The organism is Acinetobacter tandoii, assembly GCF_008867985.1.
In the GTDB taxonomy this organism is placed as follows: Bacteria; Pseudomonadota; Gammaproteobacteria; order Pseudomonadales; family Moraxellaceae; genus Acinetobacter; species Acinetobacter tandoii.
In genome coordinates, this window is the sequence record NZ_VXLD01000003.1 from 201,597 (window position 1) to 221,822 (window position 20,226).

The window sequence follows — 20,226 nt, forward strand, 5'->3', positions numbered from 1 at the left end:
CTTAAATCATGTTTAAGAATTTCGTGACATAACCATTCGCAACTGTTCGAGGCAGGAGATTTTAAATAAAAATGTTTCTGCGAGAATTCAGATCAATGTTTGTATCTGTCGAGTTTTGCAAATGGAAATGGTTTTGCCTACTTTTGCCAAAACAAAAGTAGGTCGAACCGAAGGTTAAAACTGGAATTTAAATTAATCACAGTAAGACCCTGCACAAACTTAACCCTGTTCTTAAATTATGGGGAATTACCGTGAAACTAGATCCGATCGACCCGCAAGAATTTACCGATTTTGTCGCCTATTCTGAAAAGAAACGCACTTCTTCAGAACGTTTTTTCGATAAAATCAAGCCTCGTTCTGCTGCCATGCGCACCACGGTACTGGTGTTGTTTGTGGTGTTCTTTAGCTTATTCATGTCGTTATGGTTCTTCTGGAAAACCCTGTATTTACCTGAAATTCAACAACACGCGAGATTTCTTGCCGTTGAATTAGAAATGATCAACAACCCTCGCTTAAAGATTTACCACGATGATGTTCAACTCGACATTGACCAATGGCTCAAACAACGCGTTGGGGTTGAATATGTCACCGATCCTAATGAATATCCAAACGTCAAAGATAAACTGATTGCCGACTTCTTTACCAACCGCATTGAGCATCAGCTTGCCAAAGAATTAAATATCAAAGACGTCACCGTATATTTTCAGTTTAAACCAAGTCCCAGAATTTGGGTGCAAACCCCCGAAATGAATGGACACTGGGTACGTGAACCCTTAAAAACCTACGCTAACTACAGTCCAGAACTCATTTTCGGCTGGCTGTTTGGGGTTCCACTCATATCTGCTGTAATTATTTTAACGCTGGTGCGTCAGTTGAACCGCCCATTGCGTCGTTTGCAAAATGCGGCAAACAGCTACAGTAAAACAGGTACTGCACCGTACTTAGAAACCAATCATGGTCCGCAAGAAATTCGTGAGGTAAATCAGGCATTTAACCATATGATTTATACACTAGATCAGACAGAGCGAGATCGTCGTATTATGCTGGCAGGTATTTCACATGACTTACGCACGCCCCTCACACGTATTCGCCTCAGCGCAGAAATGATGCCAGATGATGACTTCCTGAAAGAAGGTCTGATTTATGATGTAGAAGATATGGATGCCATTTTAAATCAATTCATTTCCTTTATGCGCGATGGCTCAGATGAAGTCCTACAAGCTACGGATATCAATAATTTATTGCAGGAATTGGTCATTCAATTTAAACCTCTTGATGTTCGCTTTAGTCCGCAAGAACTACCCCTAATTCAAGCACGCAGTCTGTCCCTGAAACGCTTAATTGGTAATTTAATTAATAATTCTAAACGGTACGGCGCAGAACCTGTTGAGTTATCCGCACGGGTGGAAGGCGAACATATTTTAATTAGTGTGGCCGATCATGGTGAAGGGATTCCAGAAGACCAAATTGAAGATCTGATGCAACCATTTGTGCGAGGCAATGCTGCTCGAACAGTGCAAGGCAGTGGCTTAGGACTGGCAATTGTGAAGCGCATTGTGGACATTCATCAGGGTAAACTCCTCATTCATAATCGTGAGCAAGGTGGGCTTGAAGCCATTATTTTACTGCCTTTGCCCAAAGACGAACCTGAAGAACTAAGCACCGCCAATCCCATAGAAAAATTAAAACAAAGTATTAGCGAACACTTCTAATTTCTTTGCTTATCCTGCAATGGTGAAAGCCGTATTTCTAAACTATGGACTTTCACCTTTCTGTAATTGATGTCTTTACTCATCCTCTCCTGATCATTCCTTCAACAGCGATTGAGTGAAATTTCCAGCTTATTTAAAATGATTTACTCTGCTTTTTAATCTAAATTTTTCTGTATCGTGATGTTGTGATCTTCAAAACATGCTATTTGTAACAAATTTTGCACTAATTTTGATCAATAACCGTACAGTCAGTATTAAAAACAACCGAACAGTTAAGAAATATCCCTCATAAAATCAATTGATTAAAAATTATCAAAATTTTTTATACCCGCATTTTTCTAAAAAATTAGACCTTAGCCTAACAGGTATGCAAAATGCGTTTTCTGATGGGTACAATCCCTATCAGTTTCAAAATTCCAACGAGAGTAAACCATGTCATTAGATCGCATTCGTTTAGCTTCACTACACGACAAAGTCATCAGCGCAGAACAAGCTGCGGAATTCATTCAGGACGGTATGACTGTCGGTATGAGTGGCTTTACCCGTGCTGGCGAAGCAAAAGCTGTTCCATTGGCTTTAGTAAAACGTGCTCACACGAACCCATTAAAAATCACGTTAATTACGGGTGCGAGTCTAGGGAATGACCTTGACAAACAATTGACTGAAGCGGGTGTTCTAGCTCGTCGCCTTCCATTCCAAGTCGACAACACTTTACGTAAAGCCATCAACAATGGCGAAGTGATGTTCATTGACCAACACTTGTCTGAAACTGTTGAACAAATGCGTAACCTTCAGTTGAAAAAGCCTGATGTTGCGGTGATTGAAGCCGTAGCGATTACTGAAGATGGCGGCATCATTCCAACAACATCTGTAGGTAACTCTGCAAGCTTTGCAATTTTTGCTGAGAAAGTAATTGTTGAAATCAACACCAACTTAAGCCCAGCATTTGAAGGCTTACACGACATCTATATTCCAACATATCGCCCAACACGCCAACCAATTCCATTAACTCAAGTGGACGAGCGTATTGGTACAACTGCGATCAACATCGATCCATCTAAAATTGTCGGTATCGTATTCAACAGCGAATTACATGATTCTCCATCAACTGTGACTGCTCCAGATGATGAAACTCAAGCAATCGCAAACCACTTAATCGCATTCTTCGAAAAAGAAGTGGCTGAAGAACGTTTACCGAAAAACTTAGGTCCGCTTCAAGCAGGTATCGGTTCAATCGCAAACGCAGTATTGACTGGTTTGAAAGATTCAAACTTCGAAGACCTGATCATGTATTCAGAAGTTCTTCAAGACTGTACTTTCGAATTGATTGATGCAGGTAAAATGATTTTTGCGTCAGGTTCTTCGATTACACTTTCTGCAAAATACGGCGAGAAAGTGTTCAATAACCTTGAAGCATATAAAGACAAACTGGTGCTTCGTCCACAAGAAATTTCGAACCATCCTGAACTTGTACGTCGTCTAGGTATTATCGGTATCAACACCGCACTTGAGTTTGATATTTACGGTAACGTGAACTCAACACATGTTTGCGGTACAAAAATGATGAATGGTATCGGTGGTTCAGGTGACTTCGCACGTAATGCACACTTGGCAATCTTCGTGACCAAATCAATTGCAAAAGGTGGCGACATTTCTTCTGTTGTTCCATTTGCATCACACGTTGACCATGCAGAGCACGACGTAGACATCCTTGTAACTGAACAAGGTCTGGCAGATCTTCGTGGTTTAGCACCACGTGAGCGTGCTCGTGCGATTATCGACAACTGTGCACACCCACTTTACCGCGATGCATTAAACGACTACTTTGATCGTTCATGTGCAAAAGGTGGCCATACTCCTCACTTACTTCGTGAAGCGCTTTCTTGGCACTCTAACTTCGAAGAGACAGGCCATATGCTTGCTCCTCAAGTACAAGCAAAATCTGCTTAATTCGAATGACCATAAAAAACGCCCCGATGGGGCGTTTTTTCTTGGCTAAGTTTAGAATTTAAACCATAACAACCTAATGTGGCGTCAATAAAAACATCTTCATTAACCCATCGACGTTCATCTGCTGCTCAATTGTCCCAATTGAAACCACGCCCAAATTCAACTGAATTTGGGGTGCTTGCTGTAAATACTGGATAGGACTATTCGGATTCACCACGGGATCAATCATTCGATATAGCCCCAGTCTCGGGTCATCTGACTGTAAGCCATCCGCAATTGAATAAACGTGTAACAAAATCGGTAAAGGCAAATCAAAAGTTGGAATACGTTCTGGAGGTAAAATTTCTTGTGAAACACGTGCCGTGTCGATCAATGTCCACTGCTGCGGAGCAGTCTCAAGTTTTATCAAATAATGGTCAAAGATTTGCTGTCTGACGTCATCGGGCTGGGATTGAATATCTCCAGTTTGAAGACGTAAATCTTGCTCTGTCAGCGCGGAAAGATCAGATGGGACATTGGCATAGCCATGACTCATCAACAATGCACCCAAAGCCAGTGCATTGAATATTTTGGGAGAGAAATACATGGCAAAATGTCCATTTAAATTTCTACCCTTTTTATTTTAAAACTCTATAAATAATTAAACAGTTGTTTCCACGTAAAACGGCCATTTAGGCAACATCACTCGCAAATTGACGCCCTACCCGTAACAAGACAGGAAAACTCAGCTTCACTGTAGGATTTCCCTTTGCTACTAAGCACTGACGTATATTCTGCAACGGGTCTTGCTGGTGCTGTCGCTGATAGTGTTGTACGCCTGACCATGTCGCTAAATACTGTAACAGTTGCATACTGCTCCATGTATAGTGTAAGGCTAAAGCAGGAACAGCCAACTCCTGAAAAGGGAAAGGAATGGTTTGATAATGCTCATCAATATAACGCCGCTCTGGATCCCAATAACCTTGTAACGTTTTGAAATAGAGCTGCTGTAAGGCATGCTGCAATTCAGCATCCTGCAATTGAATCAGACCATAGCCAATCACGGCAAGTACACCCTCTGGTTTCAATACACGCTTTACCTCAGCATAGAAGGTCGTAAAATCGAACCAGTGAATGGCTTGCGCCACACAAACCAAATCCACTGACGCAGACGCACAAGGGCTGTGTTCCGCTGTGGCTTGTAAATAACGCACATTGGCAAAGACAGGGGCCTGTTGGAGTTGCTGCTCGCTCAAGTCTGTCGCGAGCACTTGCGCAAAATGAGGTGCAACTAACTGGGTAAATTGGCCCGAACCGGCCCCACAATCCCAAGCCAATGCTCGTTCGGGCACATAAGTCAAAATGGCATCAAGAATTTCTGTCGAATATTGAGGACGTGCTTGTTGATACAATTCACTGTTTGCAGAAAATAAATCCTTGGCCATTTCCCCTCGCTCCCCGCCATTTTTATTTTAAATTTAGTCATGATTGTACAGAGCACAACTTTTTTTGTGCATAAAAAAACCCTTAAACATTGTTTAAGGGTTTTTTGAATATGGTGGCGAGACCCAGGATCGAACTGGGGACACACGGATTTTCAATCCGTTGCTCTACCTACTGAGCTATCACGCCGATGCCGTGTATTAAGCCTCATCTCAGCTGATTAGTCAATCCTAATCCATAACTTTTTGATCAATCGGATATTTTTCAGCCAAAAAAAATCCCTGATGGGATCAGGGATTGAAAACACAAATACGGTTTTAAAATATATGGTGGCGAGACCCAGGATCGAACTGGGGACACACGGATTTTCAATCCGTTGCTCTACCTACTGAGCTATCACGCCGATGGGGCGTATTAAAGCGGTTTAGGCCACAAGCGTCAAGCACATTTTTACAAATTTTGTATCAAATGATGGGTTTTTCAACAAATTTTGAGTTATCGCCATAAACTACCCCCATTCTCATACACCATTCAGGCTTACATATAAAAGGGCAGCATCAATGCTGCCCTTTTATTCAATCTATACAGATGCAATCCGATTACTGCTTCATGATGAATTCTATTTAACTAGGTAATTTATTTAAATGGGCCAAACAGCGATGGATCGCACCACAACCAGGTTCAAATATTTTCACCCCTTTGGCCTCTTCCATACGGCAAACTTCTGCGACCAACCGTTCTGCAACGCCACGACCACGATTCGCAGGATGCACCACAATATACTCCAGCGTCTTACTTTCACCCTGCCCTGTACACCAAATCGCACCTATCACTTTAGTATTAAATTCTGCGGTGTAAACTAGGGTATACTGAGCTAAGTTTTGTTCAAGTTGTTCTATCGCATCTTGCCCATCACCAAATTCTGGGCTGGTGTCATACAGTCGCTCAAGCTGGCTGCGCATTTCTTCATTTTCTAGTGAAGTATAAGCATGTACGGTAATAGGCATTGATAAACCCTCCTGAGCAATCTAATATGCGGTGATTTCGTCACGGCGAAAAACATTTTACATCAATCATTTTTGACGTTTTTGAGGAACGTGTCTATGACAGAACGTATCAGTGAAGTGGTAAGAAATACCAACGAAACCAAAATTCGAGTACGCTTAAATCTCGATGGTACTGGTCAAGGCACTTTAAACACTGGAGTTCCTTTTTTAGACCATATGATTGATCAAATCAAGCGGCATGGACTATTTGATATTGATATCCATTGTGATGGCGACTTAGAAATTGATGATCACCACACGGTGGAAGACTGCGGTATTACGCTAGGTCAGGCCTTTGCCCAAGCATTAGGTGATAAAAAAGGCTTGCGTCGTTATGGCCATTTTTATGCACCACTTGATGAATCTTTAAGCCGTGCGGTGGTCGATCTTTCTGGTCGTCCGGGTTTATTTATGGATATTCCATTTACTCGCGCTATGATTGGTCGTTTTGATGTGGATTTATTTTCTGAATTCTTCCAAGGTTTCGTCAATCATGCCCTCATGACAGTGCACATTGACAACCTTAAGGGTAAAAATAGCCACCACCAAATTGAAAGTGTGTTCAAAGCATTTGCTCGTGCATTGCGTATGGCATGTGAGGTTGATCCTCGTGCTGCCAATACCATTGCATCAACCAAAGGAAGTTTGTAATGACCCGTATTGCACTTCTTGATTATGGCATGGGCAATTTGCACTCAGCTGCAAAAGCACTGGAATATGTCGGTGCTACGGTGGATGTCACCAATGACCCGAAACTGATTGCTCAAGCAGACAAAATTGTGTTCCCAGGTGTCGGTGCGATGCGAGACTGTATGCAAGGCATGCATGAAGCAGGGATTGATGAAGTGGTACGTCAAGCCGCATTTAACAAACCTGTTTTGGCCATTTGCGTAGGTATGCAGGCACTGATGCAGCATTCTGAAGAAAATGGTGGTACGGATGCACTCGGCATTTTTGAAGGTGCCGTCAAACGCTTTCCAGACATGGATGGCTTAAAAGTACCTCACATGGGCTGGAATCAAGTGCATCAGGCGGATCCGAGCCATCCAATGTGGAACAATATTGAACAAGATGCACGTTTCTACTTCGTACATAGTTTCTATGTCGAACCAAAAGACAGCAATATTGTCGCTGCGACCTGTGATTATGGCATTCAATTCTGCACTGCTATTCATCAAGAAAACCTGTTCGCGACACAGTTCCATCCAGAAAAAAGTCATACGGCTGGACTACAATTGCTGAAAAATTTTGTGGAATGGAATATTTAAAACTACCCTGTTCAGCATCCACACTTAAAGCCTAGTTGACCTAGGCTTTATTTTTACCAGATGATAGTGTCTAGCTCCTTGCCGAATTACATGGCTATCGCCTATGACCTTGCATTCACTTTCTCCCCTACCCAGTAAAGAACAAATTCAGCAATTACCTGTTTTTCAAAATTTGCTACCCGATCAGATTCAACTAATTTCCAAGCTCGAACAGTGTCATGCTCTGCAAGATGAACTATTTTCTGCCCCGTTGTTTGGCTTTGATTCCGAATCTAAACCCACTTTTCGTAAAGGTGAAGTTGCGACAGGGCCTCATGTCATTCAATTGGCAACAGCCGATCAGGCCTATGTTTTTCAAATTAGCCCTGCTATTTTGGACTTTTTAACTCCAATTTTTGAAAATCCTAAACAACTTAAAGTTGGCTTTGGCTTAAAAAATGATGCCCATCTGTTTCGTAAAAAAGGCATTCATTTCAATCAAGTGCTTGATCTTGCCAAAGCTTTTACTGCATTTGGCATCACGACTCCCGTAGGTGTTAAAAATGCGATGGCCTTGCTGTTTCAGGTCAATTTTCCAAAAAGTAAAAGTGTCAGCACCTCAAACTGGAGTAAATTTCCTTTAAGCGCGGCACAAATCCAATATGCGGCTGCCGATGCCTATGCCCCTGTGCTGATTTATCAAGAATTACAACGTTTAGGCATAACTTTGCCTGCTGCACAACATAGAACGAAATAAAAGCAACATCTTGCTTAGATATTTGCCAATACTTTGCTAAGATTGCGGCGAATAAATTCTAAAAGATCGGGTAAGGAGCGAAAGCATGCTGATCATCCCTGCAATTGACCTGAAAGATGGCAAATGTGTCCGTTTAAAACAAGGCCGTATGGAAGACGATACCGTATTTTCTGATGACCCTGTAGCAACTGCACAGCATTGGGTTAATGAAGGCGCACGTCGCTTGCATTTGGTCGATTTAAACGGTGCTTTTGCGGGTACCCCGATTCATAAACCTGTGGTTGAGGCGATTGCCAAAGCACAACCTGAGCTGCCAATTCAAATTGGTGGCGGTATTCGTTCATTGGAAACCATTGAGCATTACCTTGATGCAGGCGTGTCATTTGTGATTATTGGCACCAAAGCAGTGAAAGAGCCTGAATTTGTCGAAGAAGCCTGTAAGAAATTTGCTGGTCATATCATTGTCGGCATTGATGCCATGAACGGTATGGTCGCAACCGATGGTTGGGCTAATGTGACAGATGTGAAAGCTACTGATCTCGCAAAACGTTTTGCAGATGCTGGCGTATCGAGCATTGTGTATACCGATATTGCCCGTGATGGCATGATGCAAGGTGTGAACGTGGAACAAACCGTTCATTTGGCACAATATTCAGGCTTGCCTGTGATTGCCTCTGGTGGTGTGACGAATTTAGATGACGTCCGTAACTTAAAAGGTCAACCTGGTATTTTAGGTGCAATTACAGGTCGTGCTATTTACGAAGGTTCATTGAACTTACGTGAAGCACAACTGTTATTGGATCAGCAATCGCTTTAAGTCCAAGCAATAAAAAAAGAGGTCAAATGACCTCTTTTTTTATCACTGAAAATTAGACTCAACCCATGTGCTCGCTTTAGTAAATCGCATTGCGAATAAATTTAAGCGGAACTTCGGCCTGATTAATGTAACGGTATTCAATCGTACTGGCATACACGATCGATTCGCCTGCATGGAGTACTTGCACTTCACCTGCCAAATCTAGGGTAAGTTCCCCTTCAATCACATACAACATCTCACGATAACCTTCAGGGTCGGGTTCGGCACAATATTGTTCATTGGGTGCCAAAGTCCACGTCCAGAGCTCTACCTTTTTGCTGGCGGATGCGGAAGCCAAAAGTATTGCTTCACTTTGGGCTTGTGTTCCTTGCCATGCCAACGCATTCACAACCGCTTGGCCGTGTTGTTCTGGCGCAGCAATCATCTGGGCAAAATCCACCTCAAGTACATCGGCAATTAAACTCAGTTTTGCCAGACTAATATTGTCTTGTCCAGTTTCTACCCCTGCCACCATACGCCGACTTAAACCTGCCAAATCTGCCAATTGCTGTTGACTTAAGCCTTTTAGATTACGGTAATGGCGAACATTTTGACTCACATATTGTAAAACCGCAGGATGCTTCATATTGGCATTTCAAGAAAAATTTGAGCAATATATTGCACAAAAAATAAAAGCATGACAAGCTATGTGCAATATACTGCACACAACTCCAATGATCACTATGTTCAATGCACGTTTTGGCTCCAATGCTCCTGTGATTGCCCTGATACTTATTACTTTTATTTGGGGTGGTACATTTTTGACTGTGAAATATGCCCTTAATTTCAGTTCACCAATGTTTTTTGTGGGTTGCCGTTTTGCCTGTGCAGCAACCATTATTGGTTTGCTCTCTTTTAGGCAGCTCAAACACATTACCGCGCAAGACCTATTCGCAGGTTGTATGATCGGCTGTATGCTCACTATCGGTTATGGTACGCAAACTGTAGGTTTACAAACCATTAGTAGCAGTGAGTCGGCATTTTTAACCGCATTGTATGTGCCCTTAGTCCCTGTATTATTGTGGTTAATTTTCCGTAAAGCCCCACATTTTATGATTTGGATTGGCGCGCTTTGTGCGTTTATAGGCTTGGTTTTATTGACGGGTAATGGTTTCCATGCAATCACTTTAAATTTTGGTCAGGTAGTGACTTTACTTGGTGCAATTGGAATCGCATTAGAAATTATTCTGATTGGTTATTTTGCCCCAAAAGTAAATTTAGGTCGGGTGACAGTTATTCAACTGGCGGTGGCTTCTGTACTGGCCTTTGCCTCAATGCCGTTGGTAGGTGAACATACCATTCCAAGCTTTTCATGGACTTTGCTCAGTATCGCAATGGGTTTGGGTCTCGCCAGTGCCTTGATTCAATATGTTATGAATTGGGCACAACGTTCAGTAGCCCCTTCACAAGCTGCCATTATCTATGCAGGCGAACCCGTTTGGGCAGCACTTTTTGGACGCCTTGCAGGTGAACGCTTGGCACCATGGGCTTTATTCGGTGGTGTATTGGTGGTCTTTGGTATCCTCATCAGTGAATGGAAACCCAAACGCTTGAAATCCAAAACAGAAGTTGAACAACTCTAATGACGTAAAAGAGTGAAGTCGATTGCTACATTCAATCGACTTCATCATCACGTGATCTATTTAGAACGACACCATTTTTCCTGGATTCATCATGGCGCCGATGCCATACATGCTCTTGGCAATCGGAATTACAATCGGAGCCAATGCACGACCCATGGGGATATTCATGTGTTGAATTTTGGTCAGCATTTTAAAATCATCTGACAGTCCCAAGAAATCATTGGCAATGGCTTTCCCAATCCGTACAGTTTGCGCCACGCCATGTCCACTCCAACCATGTACCGCGTAAATCGGATATTGATTGCCAAATTTACGACTATCAGTAGCCCCATTCACGGTTAAATCAGTGGTTCCGCTCCAAACAAAATCAAGCTCGACCTGCTTAAGCTGCGGAAATACATGTTGAATACGCCCTAACAAATAATCATGTGTTTGTACTGCATCCCAACATGAGCCTGTACCTTCTCCCCCAAACAATAAGCGGTTTTTTGATACACCACGATAATAGTCAATCTGAAACTGTGTGTCATAGACAGGGAGATCAGTCGGGAGCAATGCTTTTAAATCAAGCTCTAATGGCGCTGTAGTACACACATAGGTATAAAACGGAATAGTGGTTTGTTTATGGTCTTCAAGCAACTTAAATGAAGCATGATGTACCGCCATCACCACACTTTTACGTGCTTTAATGACTCCATTGGCCGTAGTGACATAAATACCATCAGCACGTTCTTGTATAGATTGCACTTCAGTTTGCTCATAAATTTTGCCACCATTTTGACAAAAACCATATGCCAAACCACGGGTCAAGGCTAAGGGATGAATGTGTCCCCCGAGGTGATCCAACAAACCGCCAAAATAATGTTCAGAAGCGACATGTTCACGCAATTCATCCTGATTTAAGAGCGACGTATTTGTTTCTTGCAAATACTCACGTGCTTGCATTCCTGCGCACAAAGCATCTAAATGCCCAGGGTGTACCGCAGCCGTAATGTGACCACGTTTGCGTTGCAATTCCAACTCATATTTGTCACAAATACCGTCAATTAAGGACATGGCTTCGGTGGACGTGAAATGCCATAACTTTTTAGCATCTTCAAAACTAAAGTGTTCCACCATGGTTTCAGCTTCCCAACGTGCCAAACCGGGAGTCAGTTGTCCCCCATTACGTCCAGATGCAGCACTGCCGATACGGTTTTTTTCGACCAGTACAGTGTCTACACCTTGCTCTGCCAAATGCAAAGCCGTCGATGTCCCCAATAATCCTCCACCAATTACCAGTACATCACAGACCAGATCGGCATTTAAAGTCTCAAATTCATGCCATGTTTTTAATGAACTTTCATAGTAATTTGCAGGATGACTAAACTCGCCCCGCTTCGGATTAAGCCAATTCCATTCTTTACCACTGTGTAAAGCATGACTAGCCTTATACTCCACGTCATTTTCAAATATTGGTTTATTTATCTTCATATCATTCACACTCTCATTTACTTTATTTTCATGTCAGGCCTAATAGGCATTTTCAATCACAATGTTTTGTCTTTTCAGTCTTTTATAGATAAATAATGCAATACCGACAGCCAACCAAGAACATCCAAACATCAAGGCATTACGCTCTAAATTCAACCAAAGCCCAATCATGACCGTCACCGATAAAAGCGGCAGAATCAGGTTGAAAAATTTGTTCTTCAACCCTTGTGTTTGTTTGTCACGCAAATAGAATTTTGCAAAGACCGAGAAATTCACTGCGGTAAAGGCAATTAAAGCGCCAAAACTAATCATGCTCACCACTGTCGCCAACTCTAGGAAAATAGCCGCCAGTGAAATCAATCCAATAGTCAATACGGCATACAACGGTGTGCCTAATTTTGCATGTAACTGTCCAAATGTTGCTTTAGGGAAAATACCGTCCTTCGCCATGATATGAATTAAGCGTGAAGCACTGGCATGGGTCGCCAAACCTGAAGCAAATGTGTTCATAATTTGAGCGCATAAAAAGACTGCTTGGAATAAAGTTCCACCGACATACAGTACGATTTCAGGCAAGGCTTCATCTGGCTTGTTAAAGCGCACATTGCTTGGGAAATACAATTGAATAAACCATGAAGCTGTGAAGAAGATGGCACCTCCCACCAATGTGGTGAGCAACACCGCACGTGGAATATTCTTTTTCGGATCTTTGGTTTCATGTGCCAGTGTAGTCACGGCATCGAAACCCAAAAATGAAAAACACAGAATAGATGCACCTGCAATCAAAGGTAGAACCGTGGTATCTCCATTAAATAAAGGAGCCAAGGTCAATACATGGGCATAACCTTGTTCTGAACCCACGCCCTGAATAACCAAATAAATAAACACCACCATGAGCAATAGCGGCATAAATACAAAAAGCAGACTTAAATTTGCCAAGAAATTAATGCGGAAGCAGTTAATCAGCGTCACGATGCCAGTGAACAAAGCAACCCAAACCCAATACGGTACACTTGGAATCACAGCTTCTAAATAAATGCCTGCCAATAAAGCATTCACCAAAGGCAGCAAAATATAATCCAGCAATGAACACCAACCCACAAAGAAACCTGCTTTTGCTCCGCAGGACTGAGCAGTGTAATTATAAGCTGAACTCGAATCTTCACTAATTCGACTGAAACGTGCGTAACTAAACGCCGTTAAGAGCATCGCAAATAGCGCCAATATGTAGGCGAGGGGTACTCGACCTTCAGTCACCCCCGAGACGATACCAAAGGTATCGAATACCACCATAGGGGTCATGTACGCTACACCAATAATAATGACTTGCCACAAGGACAACGATCTTAAAGAAACCTCTGTTCTTTTCATTTAAACTCCATTTACATATTTTATTTAACTTAATTATTTTTTTGCAACAACTATGCCATATAATATAAAAAATCTTATTTTAAAATGAGACAAGTTAATGCCTAGATACTCTGTTGAACTACGTAAAGCTGCAATTCAAGCCTACAAGATAACCGACTACAAAGTAGCGGTATGCAAACAATTTAACATTTCCCGCGTCACCCTAGATGCTTGGATCAAGCTTGAAGAAGAGACAGGAGATCTTGTACCCAAGCCGAGTGAAAAGCGTGGTGCTCCAAATCATATCAAGGACTGGAATAGCTTCCAAGTATTTGTTAAAAAAACAAAATTTCAAAATATTAGTGATCTAGTTCCGCTTTTTGAACAAGAGTTTGGTTATGCAGTTTCGTATGCGGTTTTGGTCCGTGCGATTCATGTTTTGGGCTTACGCCGACGTCGTGGTCGGTTTTATTCTTAATCATTTTTTAAATAAATTAAGTTTACTTATTTAATTAAATAAGTGTACATATATGTAAAGTTAATTTATTAAAAATGTAAATTATAATTATTAAAAATATAAACTTTAAAATAAAAAAATGTAAACCTTAATTATTAAAAAAGTAAATTATTTAATATAAAAATGTAAATTATAATTATTAAAAAAGTAAATTATTTAATAACAATTTCAAAACTTTAAAACGATCATGTCACATTTTCATGCCCAAAAAGCCCAGCTTGGGGCACAATACTGCCAAGCAGTGGTGCACTGGGTCTCAGAATCGGGCAAAAAAAAAGAGTGGCAAACGCCACTCTTTTTCATTTGAGATTTCATTTTACTTCAAGCCAAATCCAAAACTCTCGACTCATCATTTGCCAGAAGTTTTAAATAGGCTGATTATCATTTAAAGTGATAATGCCTCGAATGGCACGATAGACAATCCAAATCCATGAGAGTGCAATCACGCTAATACAAAAGATGGTACTGCCCAAAGCAACACCCGCAAACAAATCTGGGCTATTCCCAGTAAAGAACAAGAAAAAAAACGGCACAAATGCAATCACATTCCAGAACAAATACCACCAGAAACTTCGGATTTGCCAGAGAAAGTGGCTTTCGAAGATAGAGCCACGAACATCATTGAGTTTGACATAATTAATAATCAAGGCGATGAGTGCCAATAAACCACCAGTAAAAATCGCAATGATATAAAGGACGTATAGAACCAGCGTTAAGCTACGATTAGGATCTTGATCAATGGGTTTATTCATTTTTTTCCCTTATTATTAGAAAACTCTCCTTCTAAATTGGCAAGCTATTTAAAGGAGAGATCAGCCATAAAATAAGTAATAGATTTAAGGCTATGGTACAGAAATACACCTTCCTGAAAGGTTGTTTTTGTGTTTTATGTCGCAACTTTTGTTGGGCTAACCATGCCGCTGGCCATCCACCCAAGAAGGCCAAAACATGCAGTGTTTGTTCGGGCACACGACGCCCACCCAGTTGTGCAGCTTCTTTATCTTGTGCATAGAACCAATAACTTGCCGCATTCATCAAGCAAATCAATAACAACACTAAACCACTGAGCAGCCCAGCAATCACCAAAACGGTCAAAACCACAAAATAAGCCATACATGCCAGTTGCATAATGGAATGCTTTTGTGGCGGAGTCGGCTTAGCTTTGGGCTTCAGACCTGTTTGTGAAGCTTTTAAATAAGTGACCTGTTGTGCCCGAAAGCGCCCCTGACCATCCAATAAGACAATATATTCCAGAGCACAGCCAACAATTGGACGCGGACCAGGTCGTGCGAAGTCCTTAATATGTAAGAACACCCGCTCTTTATTGGTATCATTGGGTTGAATAAAGCCGTAGCCTTTATCATCAAACCATTCTACCAAGCGTCCCTGATCTCGCATGTGATCTTCCTTGTTTAACCATTTACAAATTTTAAGCGTTCAATCAGCATATTACGCATTTCTAAAGGATTTTTCTGCAAAATGTCGTCACCCGTGCGCCCTTCAGCGGCATTTTTCTGAGCTACTTGTAATCGCATCATCCAGAAACGCCCTGCTGCCATCGCCAAATAAAGCTCCAAACAGGCTTTCTCATCTTCTGTGAGAGGACGAACCGTTTGATAGGCGGTAAGGAAGGCCAAGGCTTTTTCTTCATCTAAATGCACATCTGGATATTCAGTACAGAAATCATTTAGGGTAATGGCGATGTCAAACAACAACTCATCTTTGTTCAATTCGTAAAAATCGAGAATGCCTTTGAGTTGCTCCCCTTCAAATAAGGTATTGTCACGGAACAGGTCCGAATGAATAAAGCCTTTTGGTCGGTCTGGATAAACTGCAGTCATGGCATCATACAAACCGAGCAATTCATTCAGTAATGCGGTATCCGCAGCATTCAGCGTCGGTTTAATTTCACGCGACACCTGACGCCAGTATTGATGGTTACGGTATTGGGCACGTTCAAGTGGAAAATCCTGCAAGGCCACATGCATTTTGGCTTGCGCTACCGCAATCGCTTCTACTTGTGCCACAGAGGCTGGCATCGGATGTTTACCCATTAAACGCGGTGCAATTTGGGCAGGCTTTTGTTTAATAAAGTGAATGGCTTGTCCTGAATGTTTTAACGGCACAGGCACAGCTAGACCTTGTTGTCCTAAATGTTCCAATACAGGCACAATTTCACCCGCACCATGTTCATCCATCTCTTCAAATACGGTTAATACATATTGGCTTTGGTCTTCACAGACCAGAAAATAGTTTGTATTTTGGATACCTCCTTGAATGGGAATCAGGTCAATCACCTCTAATCCATAAGGGGCTGCGAAGTCCTGAACTTCCTTTAAAGTCAAAGTGGTATAAACCGACATAGAAAACCTGCGAAAAATCTTACATAAGTTTGATAGAATACCGTTTCAATCTACCAAGGTGTAGCGCTTGTGTAGGTGAGTTTCATAATCGGCTGTAATTATTGGAAAAAATTATGCTAGCTAAACGTATTATTCCTTGTCTCGACGTCGACAACGGTCGTGTGGTGAAAGGTGTACAGTTCCTTGATATTCGTGATGCAGGTGACCCTGTTGAAGTTGCCCGTCGCTATAACGAACAAGGTGCCGATGAAATTACCTTCCTTGATATTACTGCTACACATCATGGACGCGACACCACTTACCGTACAGTAGAACGTATGGCAGAAAGCGTGTTTGTTCCGCTTACAGTCGGTGGTGGTGTCCGTAAAGTCGAAGATATTCGCTTATTATTAAATGCGGGCGCAGATAAAGTGAGCATTAACTCAGCAGCCATTTATAACCCTGAGTTTGTCCAAGAAGCATCTCAACGCTTTGGCGCACAATGTATTGTGGTTGCGATTGATGCGAAAAAAACTGCAGAAAACAAATGGGAAATTTTCACCCACGGCGGTCGTAAAGAAACTGGGATTGATGCGATTGAATGGGCGGTGAAAATGGCCAACTTCGGCGCGGGTGAGCTTTTAATCACTTCAATGGATGCCGATGGGACCAAAGCAGGCTATGACCTTGGGCTGATGCGTGCCATTAATGACCGCGTGACCATTCCAACCATTGCTTCTGGTGGTGTAGGAACATTGCAACATTTGGCAGATGGTATTTTAAAAGGTGGGGCTGATGCTGTACTGGCAGCATCCATTTTCCACTTTGGACAGCATACTATTCCTGAAGCGAAGCAATATTTGGCAGCACAAGGCATTGAAATGCGCCTTTAAGCAGAGCAGGTATTTAATGATCTAAAAGAGCGCCTAGAGCGCTCTTTTTTATATACCGATCCTGCATAAAAACGCTTCTTAATGGCGCCTAACGAATCAAGCAACCAATAAAACGATTTTAAATATCATCAAGCATGATGATTGCTGCCAAGATCATTGAGCCATTGCGACAGAATCTTGCCGCTGCACAGCTTCATTTACTTCAGTTTTTAACTCTAACCCCGTCGCCCTATTATTTTTCTCCACCCATTTGGCAGGGAAATAACGTTGTGCCACTTGATTCAATCGCTTCGCAAGCACTTGTGGCAAGGCAATACCTAATGGATTCTGCTCTTGCAAATTCGCAGCCGAAATCACTCGTGTGCCCAACAAATAATCAAACCATGGCTTAGTCACACACCAGTTAGCATCCTGATTGGCATTCATATGATGATCATAATGCCACGGTATTTTCTTCATGGCCCATTCAGGTTCTAAATGTGCTCGACGATGGATGTAAAAATAATTACAGGCACTATAGACCGCTGCGGCGGCCATCCCTTTTGAGATAGGATAAAACAAGGCACTGCTCACCCCTGCAGCAACCACTAATGACATCACTTCATTTTTGGTACGCCAATGTGGCAAACCTTCCACATAGCTATCATCATAAAATTGCTGTTTGCGCACCTCTCGATGATGTTCCCAATGCGATTTCATACTTAAAGGCACTGGGCTATAACGAGGCTGACCTGCACGATGAGTACCATGTAACACATATTTATGCGCCACCCATTCAAAACCATTTGCAACGACCAATCCTGCTAAAAATCCTTTCCACATAATTTATTTCTCCATTCATAACTTGAATATAGAAAACTGAATGTGATAAATATTGACCATCCACACCCTTAATATTGACAAATCACGACAACAAAAACAGATGATGCTTACCCTGAATGATTATACAGGCTCCGTCTATGGTGGACTGGGACACCTGCTGTATGCTTATAGTCAAGCTCAAGGTCTTGTCATTCAGCCGCAATTGCTGAAAGTAAAAAACCTTGAACGCTTTGATTATCGTATTTGGCATGAGTTATTAAATGAATTACAACAACAAGTGCCTCGTCCCGCCCTTGGTTTAGAAATTTCCACCTATGTACAAACAAAACATTTAGGCATTCTGGCTTATCTTGCCCTCGCCTGTGACACTTTGGGCGAAGCACTCAACCGTTATCATGACTTTCATCGTCTGATTTATGATGGTAGCCCACTGCAAATTGATCTATCGACTGATTACCTTGCTATTCGCTGGGGTGAATTACCCCAACATCTGACCACGCAACTCACCGACGAAATTGCGATTGCCTTAATGGTGCAGTTCTTAAATCAGAATATGACTACGCAGCCTATTCAACTGCATGAAGTACATTTCCGTCATGCTGCTCCGAAAAATAGCCGATGCTATGAACAGTTTTTTCATTGTAAAGTGCGCTTTTCTCAACCTATCACGCAGGTCTTGCTCCCAGTTGCCGAATTAAATAAACCCTTGCAACAAGGCGACCACACCTTACAGCAGTTATTAATGCAGCAAGCACAGGCACTATTAAAGCAATTGCCACATTCAACCCAGTTAGATCAACGTCTCCAGCAAGCCATCTTGACGGGTTTACAGAAAAACCAATACCAAATCGAGCTAATTGCCCAACAGCTCAATGTTTCAGTGCGACAACTGCAACGTTATTTACAGGCTCAAGGCAGTAATTATCAACAACGTACTCAACAAGTCCGCCAAATGTTAGCAGAGCAATACTTACAGGACCCTCATCTCAGCTTACAAGAGATTGCCCTACTTTTGAGTTATTCCGAACAAAGTGCTTTTCAACGTGCGTTTAAACTCTGGACGGGACAAACCCCTCAACAGTTCCGCAAATTATATCTTCAAGTAATATAAGTATTTATAAAAATAAGCACATTTTTTAATCATCTTCACATTGAGTCATTTTATATTTTTCGTTAAAGATAGACTGTCGCGCTTTAGAACAAAAATTAATCACAACAAATAACACTGGAGATGAAGATGAATAAATATGTTGCCGAACTGCTTGGTACGTTTTGGCTGGTATTTGGTGGCTGTGGCAGTGCAATCTTTGCCGCAGCGTTTCCTGAACTTGGCATTGGTTTTGCGGGGGTTGCCCTCGCCTTTGGTTTAACCGTTTTAACAGGTGCTTATGCTTTTGGGCATATTTCTGGCGGACATTTCAACCCCGCCGTCAGTATTGGTTTATGGGTGGGTCAACGTTTCGATGGCAAAGACCTTTTGCCTTATCTTGCCGCTCAAGTGATTGGCGCTATTTTGGCGGCTTTTGTCCTGTTCCTGATTGCACAAGGGCAAGCTGGTTTTACAGGTACAGGGGCTTTCGCCAGTAATGGTTATGCAGAACTTTCCCCTGGAAAATATGGCTTGCTTTCAGCACTACTTATTGAAGTGGTACTCACGGCATTTTTCCTGATTGTGATTATGGGAGCGACTGATAAACGTGCACCTGTAGGTTTTGCTCCAATTGCGATTGGTCTGGCACTGACCCTGATACATCTGATCAGTATCCCTGTCACCAATACCTCGGTGAATCCCGCTCGCAGCACAGGGGTCGCTCTATTCGCAGAAACTGAAGCATTGCGACAACTGTGGTTATTCTGGCTTGCTCCAATTCTAGGTGCGGTCATCGGCAGTTTAATTTATAAATTTGTTGCGCAAACTAAAACCACATCCTAAAAATAAAGCCAGTCGATCTTAAGAGCGACTGGCTTTTTGAAGATTGAATATTTATAAAAATGGATTTTCAACTTCCTGGGTCGCAGCATTAATGATTTGTTCTGGCAACTCCGCTTCTGCTTCCAACTTTCCCACAATCGCATTTAAATACGCTTGCAAAGCTTTTGCTGCGGCTAAACCTGCCTGATCTTTGCCTATTTGCAAATTGCCATAAATATTGACTCGATCGCATTGATTTTCTAAGGTTAAATCATGAATTGCATGTGATTCGGTGTCATTTTCAAAAGGTTTAAACATAATCACCTCGAAGCCAATACTTCAAA

Annotated in this window: 22 protein-coding genes and 2 tRNA genes; 11 read left to right on the forward strand and 13 right to left on the reverse strand. The window is 42.0% G+C overall.

From position 1 onward, the window contains the following. Window positions 1-251 precede the first annotated feature (251 nt). Together F4W09_RS07025 and F4W09_RS07030 are read left to right on the forward strand one after the other, a co-directional pair. Window positions 252-1,712 carry an ATP-binding protein gene (locus tag F4W09_RS07025; RefSeq protein WP_044737341.1) on the forward strand — a complete coding sequence of 487 codons (1,461 nt, stop codon included), beginning with the start codon at window positions 252-254 and terminating at the stop codon, window positions 1,710-1,712. Window positions 1,713-2,144: 432 nt separating this feature from the next. Then, window positions 2,145-3,662 carry a succinyl-CoA:acetate CoA-transferase ScpC gene (locus tag F4W09_RS07030; RefSeq protein WP_104441376.1) on the forward strand — a complete coding sequence of 506 codons (1,518 nt, stop codon included), beginning with the start codon at window positions 2,145-2,147 and terminating at the stop codon, window positions 3,660-3,662. Window positions 3,663-3,735: 73 nt separating this feature from the next. Here F4W09_RS07030 and F4W09_RS07035 read toward each other — a convergent pair whose 3' ends face one another. From F4W09_RS07035 to F4W09_RS07055, 5 genes are all read right to left on the reverse strand, one after another. Beyond that, window positions 3,736-4,248 carry a hypothetical protein gene (locus F4W09_RS07035; protein WP_151504413.1) on the reverse strand — a complete coding sequence of 171 codons (513 nt, stop codon included), beginning with the start codon at window positions 4,246-4,248 and terminating at the stop codon, window positions 3,736-3,738. Window positions 4,249-4,333: 85 nt separating this feature from the next. Further along, window positions 4,334-5,086 (reverse strand): class I SAM-dependent methyltransferase, encoded by a 753-nt coding sequence (locus tag F4W09_RS07040; protein ID WP_151504414.1) that lies wholly within the window; start codon window positions 5,084-5,086, stop codon window positions 4,334-4,336. Between the two features lie 111 nt (window positions 5,087-5,197). Beyond that, window positions 5,198-5,273, reverse strand: a tRNA-Phe gene (locus tag F4W09_RS07045). A 138-nt stretch (window positions 5,274-5,411) separates the two neighbouring features. Further along, window positions 5,412-5,487 (reverse strand) — tRNA-Phe (locus F4W09_RS07050). Between the two features lie 220 nt (window positions 5,488-5,707). Next, entirely contained in the window at window positions 5,708-6,091 is a 384-nt protein-coding gene (locus F4W09_RS07055) for a GNAT family N-acetyltransferase (protein WP_016168740.1), read from the reverse strand. 96 nt (window positions 6,092-6,187) lie between these two features. On the opposite strand from F4W09_RS07055, the gene hisB reads away from it, so the two are divergent. The 4 genes from hisB to hisA all read left to right on the forward strand — a co-directional run bounded on the left by hisB (window position 6,188) and on the right by hisA (window position 8,951). Beyond that, window positions 6,188-6,781, forward strand: a complete 594-nt coding sequence (gene hisB, locus F4W09_RS07060) for an imidazoleglycerol-phosphate dehydratase HisB (protein ID WP_016168741.1) — start codon at window positions 6,188-6,190, stop codon at window positions 6,779-6,781. Next, window positions 6,781-7,398, forward strand: coding sequence for an imidazole glycerol phosphate synthase subunit HisH (gene hisH / locus F4W09_RS07065; RefSeq protein ID WP_044739110.1), 618 nt, complete (start codon window positions 6,781-6,783; stop codon window positions 7,396-7,398). Before hisB ends, hisH begins: the two co-directional genes overlap by 1 nt. Before the next feature lie 103 nt (window positions 7,399-7,501). Then, on the forward strand, window positions 7,502-8,134 hold the full coding sequence (locus F4W09_RS07070) for a 3'-5' exonuclease (RefSeq protein WP_044739111.1): 633 nt from the start codon (window positions 7,502-7,504) through the stop codon (window positions 8,132-8,134). Window positions 8,135-8,219: 85 nt separating this feature from the next. After that, complete coding sequence (gene hisA, locus F4W09_RS07075) at window positions 8,220-8,951, forward strand: 1-(5-phosphoribosyl)-5-[(5-phosphoribosylamino)methylideneamino]imidazole-4-carboxamide isomerase (protein ID WP_044739112.1); 732 nt, start codon at window positions 8,220-8,222, stop codon at window positions 8,949-8,951. 76 nt (window positions 8,952-9,027) lie between these two features. Here hisA and F4W09_RS07080 read toward each other — a convergent pair whose 3' ends face one another. Next, window positions 9,028-9,576: a helix-turn-helix domain-containing protein gene (locus F4W09_RS07080; protein WP_044739113.1), complete on the reverse strand. Its 549-nt coding sequence runs from the start codon at window positions 9,574-9,576 to the stop codon at window positions 9,028-9,030. A 97-nt stretch (window positions 9,577-9,673) separates the two neighbouring features. On the opposite strand from F4W09_RS07080, the gene F4W09_RS07085 reads away from it, so the two are divergent. Continuing rightward, window positions 9,674-10,573 (forward strand): DMT family transporter, encoded by a 900-nt coding sequence (locus F4W09_RS07085; protein WP_044739114.1) that lies wholly within the window; start codon window positions 9,674-9,676, stop codon window positions 10,571-10,573. A gap of 60 nt (window positions 10,574-10,633) precedes the next feature. Here F4W09_RS07085 and F4W09_RS07090 read toward each other — a convergent pair whose 3' ends face one another. Next, entirely contained in the window at window positions 10,634-12,046 is a 1,413-nt protein-coding gene (locus F4W09_RS07090) for an NAD(P)/FAD-dependent oxidoreductase (protein WP_151504415.1), read from the reverse strand. A gap of 39 nt (window positions 12,047-12,085) precedes the next feature. After that, window positions 12,086-13,417 (reverse strand): APC family permease, encoded by a 1,332-nt coding sequence (locus tag F4W09_RS07095; RefSeq protein WP_151504416.1) that lies wholly within the window; start codon window positions 13,415-13,417, stop codon window positions 12,086-12,088. 97 nt (window positions 13,418-13,514) lie between these two features. Between F4W09_RS07095 and F4W09_RS07100 the strand changes: the two genes are divergently transcribed. Next, window positions 13,515-13,874, forward strand: a complete 360-nt coding sequence (locus tag F4W09_RS07100; RefSeq protein WP_044739117.1) for a COG3415 family protein — start codon at window positions 13,515-13,517, stop codon at window positions 13,872-13,874. 404 nt (window positions 13,875-14,278) lie between these two features. Here F4W09_RS07100 and F4W09_RS07105 read toward each other — a convergent pair whose 3' ends face one another. From F4W09_RS07105 to F4W09_RS07115, 3 genes are read right to left on the reverse strand one after another with little or no spacing between them, the layout of a single operon-like run. Continuing rightward, window positions 14,279-14,665 (reverse strand): DUF4870 family protein, encoded by a 387-nt coding sequence (locus tag F4W09_RS07105; RefSeq protein ID WP_044739118.1) that lies wholly within the window; start codon window positions 14,663-14,665, stop codon window positions 14,279-14,281. Window positions 14,666-14,696: 31 nt separating this feature from the next. Continuing rightward, window positions 14,697-15,311, reverse strand: a complete 615-nt coding sequence (locus tag F4W09_RS07110) for a DUF1294 domain-containing protein (RefSeq protein WP_044739119.1) — start codon at window positions 15,309-15,311, stop codon at window positions 14,697-14,699. A 14-nt stretch (window positions 15,312-15,325) separates the two neighbouring features. Next, a complete protein-coding gene (locus F4W09_RS07115; protein WP_016168752.1) occupies window positions 15,326-16,276 on the reverse strand; it encodes a homoserine kinase in 951 nt (316 codons plus the stop codon). A gap of 113 nt (window positions 16,277-16,389) precedes the next feature. On the opposite strand from F4W09_RS07115, the gene hisF reads away from it, so the two are divergent. Beyond that, on the forward strand, window positions 16,390-17,148 hold the full coding sequence (gene hisF, locus F4W09_RS07120; RefSeq protein ID WP_116759059.1) for an imidazole glycerol phosphate synthase subunit HisF: 759 nt from the start codon (window positions 16,390-16,392) through the stop codon (window positions 17,146-17,148). Window positions 17,149-17,301: 153 nt separating this feature from the next. Here the strand turns inward: hisF and F4W09_RS07125 are convergent, their stop codons facing one another. Next, a complete protein-coding gene (locus tag F4W09_RS07125) occupies window positions 17,302-17,970 on the reverse strand; it encodes a sterol desaturase family protein (RefSeq protein WP_151504417.1) in 669 nt (222 codons plus the stop codon). Window positions 17,971-18,073: 103 nt separating this feature from the next. Here F4W09_RS07125 and F4W09_RS07130 point away from each other — a divergent pair, with 103 nt between their 5' ends. Both F4W09_RS07130 and aqpZ read left to right on the forward strand, forming a co-directional pair. Further along, window positions 18,074-19,081 carry an AraC family transcriptional regulator gene (locus F4W09_RS07130; RefSeq protein WP_151504471.1) on the forward strand — a complete coding sequence of 336 codons (1,008 nt, stop codon included), beginning with the start codon at window positions 18,074-18,076 and terminating at the stop codon, window positions 19,079-19,081. Window positions 19,082-19,207: 126 nt separating this feature from the next. Beyond that, complete coding sequence (gene aqpZ, locus F4W09_RS07135) at window positions 19,208-19,903, forward strand: aquaporin Z (protein WP_151504418.1); 696 nt, start codon at window positions 19,208-19,210, stop codon at window positions 19,901-19,903. Window positions 19,904-19,954: 51 nt separating this feature from the next. Here the strand turns inward: aqpZ and F4W09_RS07140 are convergent, their stop codons facing one another. Beyond that, window positions 19,955-20,200: a hypothetical protein gene (locus F4W09_RS07140; RefSeq protein ID WP_151504419.1), complete on the reverse strand. Its 246-nt coding sequence runs from the start codon at window positions 20,198-20,200 to the stop codon at window positions 19,955-19,957. Window positions 20,201-20,226: the final 26 nt, after the last annotated feature.

What these genes read in the sequence shown, in the direction of transcription:
- aqpZ (WP_151504418.1), top strand. Translation starts at nt 19,208, where the DNA reads ATGAATAAATATGTTGCCGAACTGCTTGGTACGTTTTGGCTGGTATTT.
- hisH (WP_044739110.1), top strand. Translation starts at nt 6,781, where the DNA reads ATGACCCGTATTGCACTTCTTGATTATGGCATGGGCAATTTGCACTCA.
- F4W09_RS07125 (WP_151504417.1), bottom strand. Translation starts at nt 17,970, where the DNA reads ATGTGGAAAGGATTTTTAGCAGGATTGGTCGTTGCAAATGGTTTTGAA.
- F4W09_RS07030 (WP_104441376.1), top strand. Translation starts at nt 2,145, where the DNA reads ATGTCATTAGATCGCATTCGTTTAGCTTCACTACACGACAAAGTCATC.
- hisB (WP_016168741.1), top strand. Translation starts at nt 6,188, where the DNA reads ATGACAGAACGTATCAGTGAAGTGGTAAGAAATACCAACGAAACCAAA.
- F4W09_RS07035 (WP_151504413.1), bottom strand. Translation starts at nt 4,248, where the DNA reads ATGTATTTCTCTCCCAAAATATTCAATGCACTGGCTTTGGGTGCATTG.
- hisA (WP_044739112.1), top strand. Translation starts at nt 8,220, where the DNA reads ATGCTGATCATCCCTGCAATTGACCTGAAAGATGGCAAATGTGTCCGT.
- F4W09_RS07070 (WP_044739111.1), top strand. Translation starts at nt 7,502, where the DNA reads ATGACCTTGCATTCACTTTCTCCCCTACCCAGTAAAGAACAAATTCAG.
- F4W09_RS07100 (WP_044739117.1), top strand. Translation starts at nt 13,515, where the DNA reads ATGCCTAGATACTCTGTTGAACTACGTAAAGCTGCAATTCAAGCCTAC.
- F4W09_RS07040 (WP_151504414.1), bottom strand. Translation starts at nt 5,086, where the DNA reads ATGGCCAAGGATTTATTTTCTGCAAACAGTGAATTGTATCAACAAGCA.
- F4W09_RS07130 (WP_151504471.1), top strand. Translation starts at nt 18,074, where the DNA reads ATGCTTACCCTGAATGATTATACAGGCTCCGTCTATGGTGGACTGGGA.
- F4W09_RS07055 (WP_016168740.1), bottom strand. Translation starts at nt 6,091, where the DNA reads ATGCCTATTACCGTACATGCTTATACTTCACTAGAAAATGAAGAAATG.
- F4W09_RS07095 (WP_151504416.1), bottom strand. Translation starts at nt 13,417, where the DNA reads ATGAAAAGAACAGAGGTTTCTTTAAGATCGTTGTCCTTGTGGCAAGTC.
- F4W09_RS07090 (WP_151504415.1), bottom strand. Translation starts at nt 12,046, where the DNA reads ATGAAGATAAATAAACCAATATTTGAAAATGACGTGGAGTATAAGGCT.
- F4W09_RS07115 (WP_016168752.1), bottom strand. Translation starts at nt 16,276, where the DNA reads ATGTCGGTTTATACCACTTTGACTTTAAAGGAAGTTCAGGACTTCGCA.
- F4W09_RS07110 (WP_044739119.1), bottom strand. Translation starts at nt 15,311, where the DNA reads ATGCGAGATCAGGGACGCTTGGTAGAATGGTTTGATGATAAAGGCTAC.
- F4W09_RS07140 (WP_151504419.1), bottom strand. Translation starts at nt 20,200, where the DNA reads ATGTTTAAACCTTTTGAAAATGACACCGAATCACATGCAATTCATGAT.
- F4W09_RS07085 (WP_044739114.1), top strand. Translation starts at nt 9,674, where the DNA reads ATGTTCAATGCACGTTTTGGCTCCAATGCTCCTGTGATTGCCCTGATA.
- hisF (WP_116759059.1), top strand. Translation starts at nt 16,390, where the DNA reads ATGCTAGCTAAACGTATTATTCCTTGTCTCGACGTCGACAACGGTCGT.
- F4W09_RS07105 (WP_044739118.1), bottom strand. Translation starts at nt 14,665, where the DNA reads ATGAATAAACCCATTGATCAAGATCCTAATCGTAGCTTAACGCTGGTT.
- F4W09_RS07080 (WP_044739113.1), bottom strand. Translation starts at nt 9,576, where the DNA reads ATGAAGCATCCTGCGGTTTTACAATATGTGAGTCAAAATGTTCGCCAT.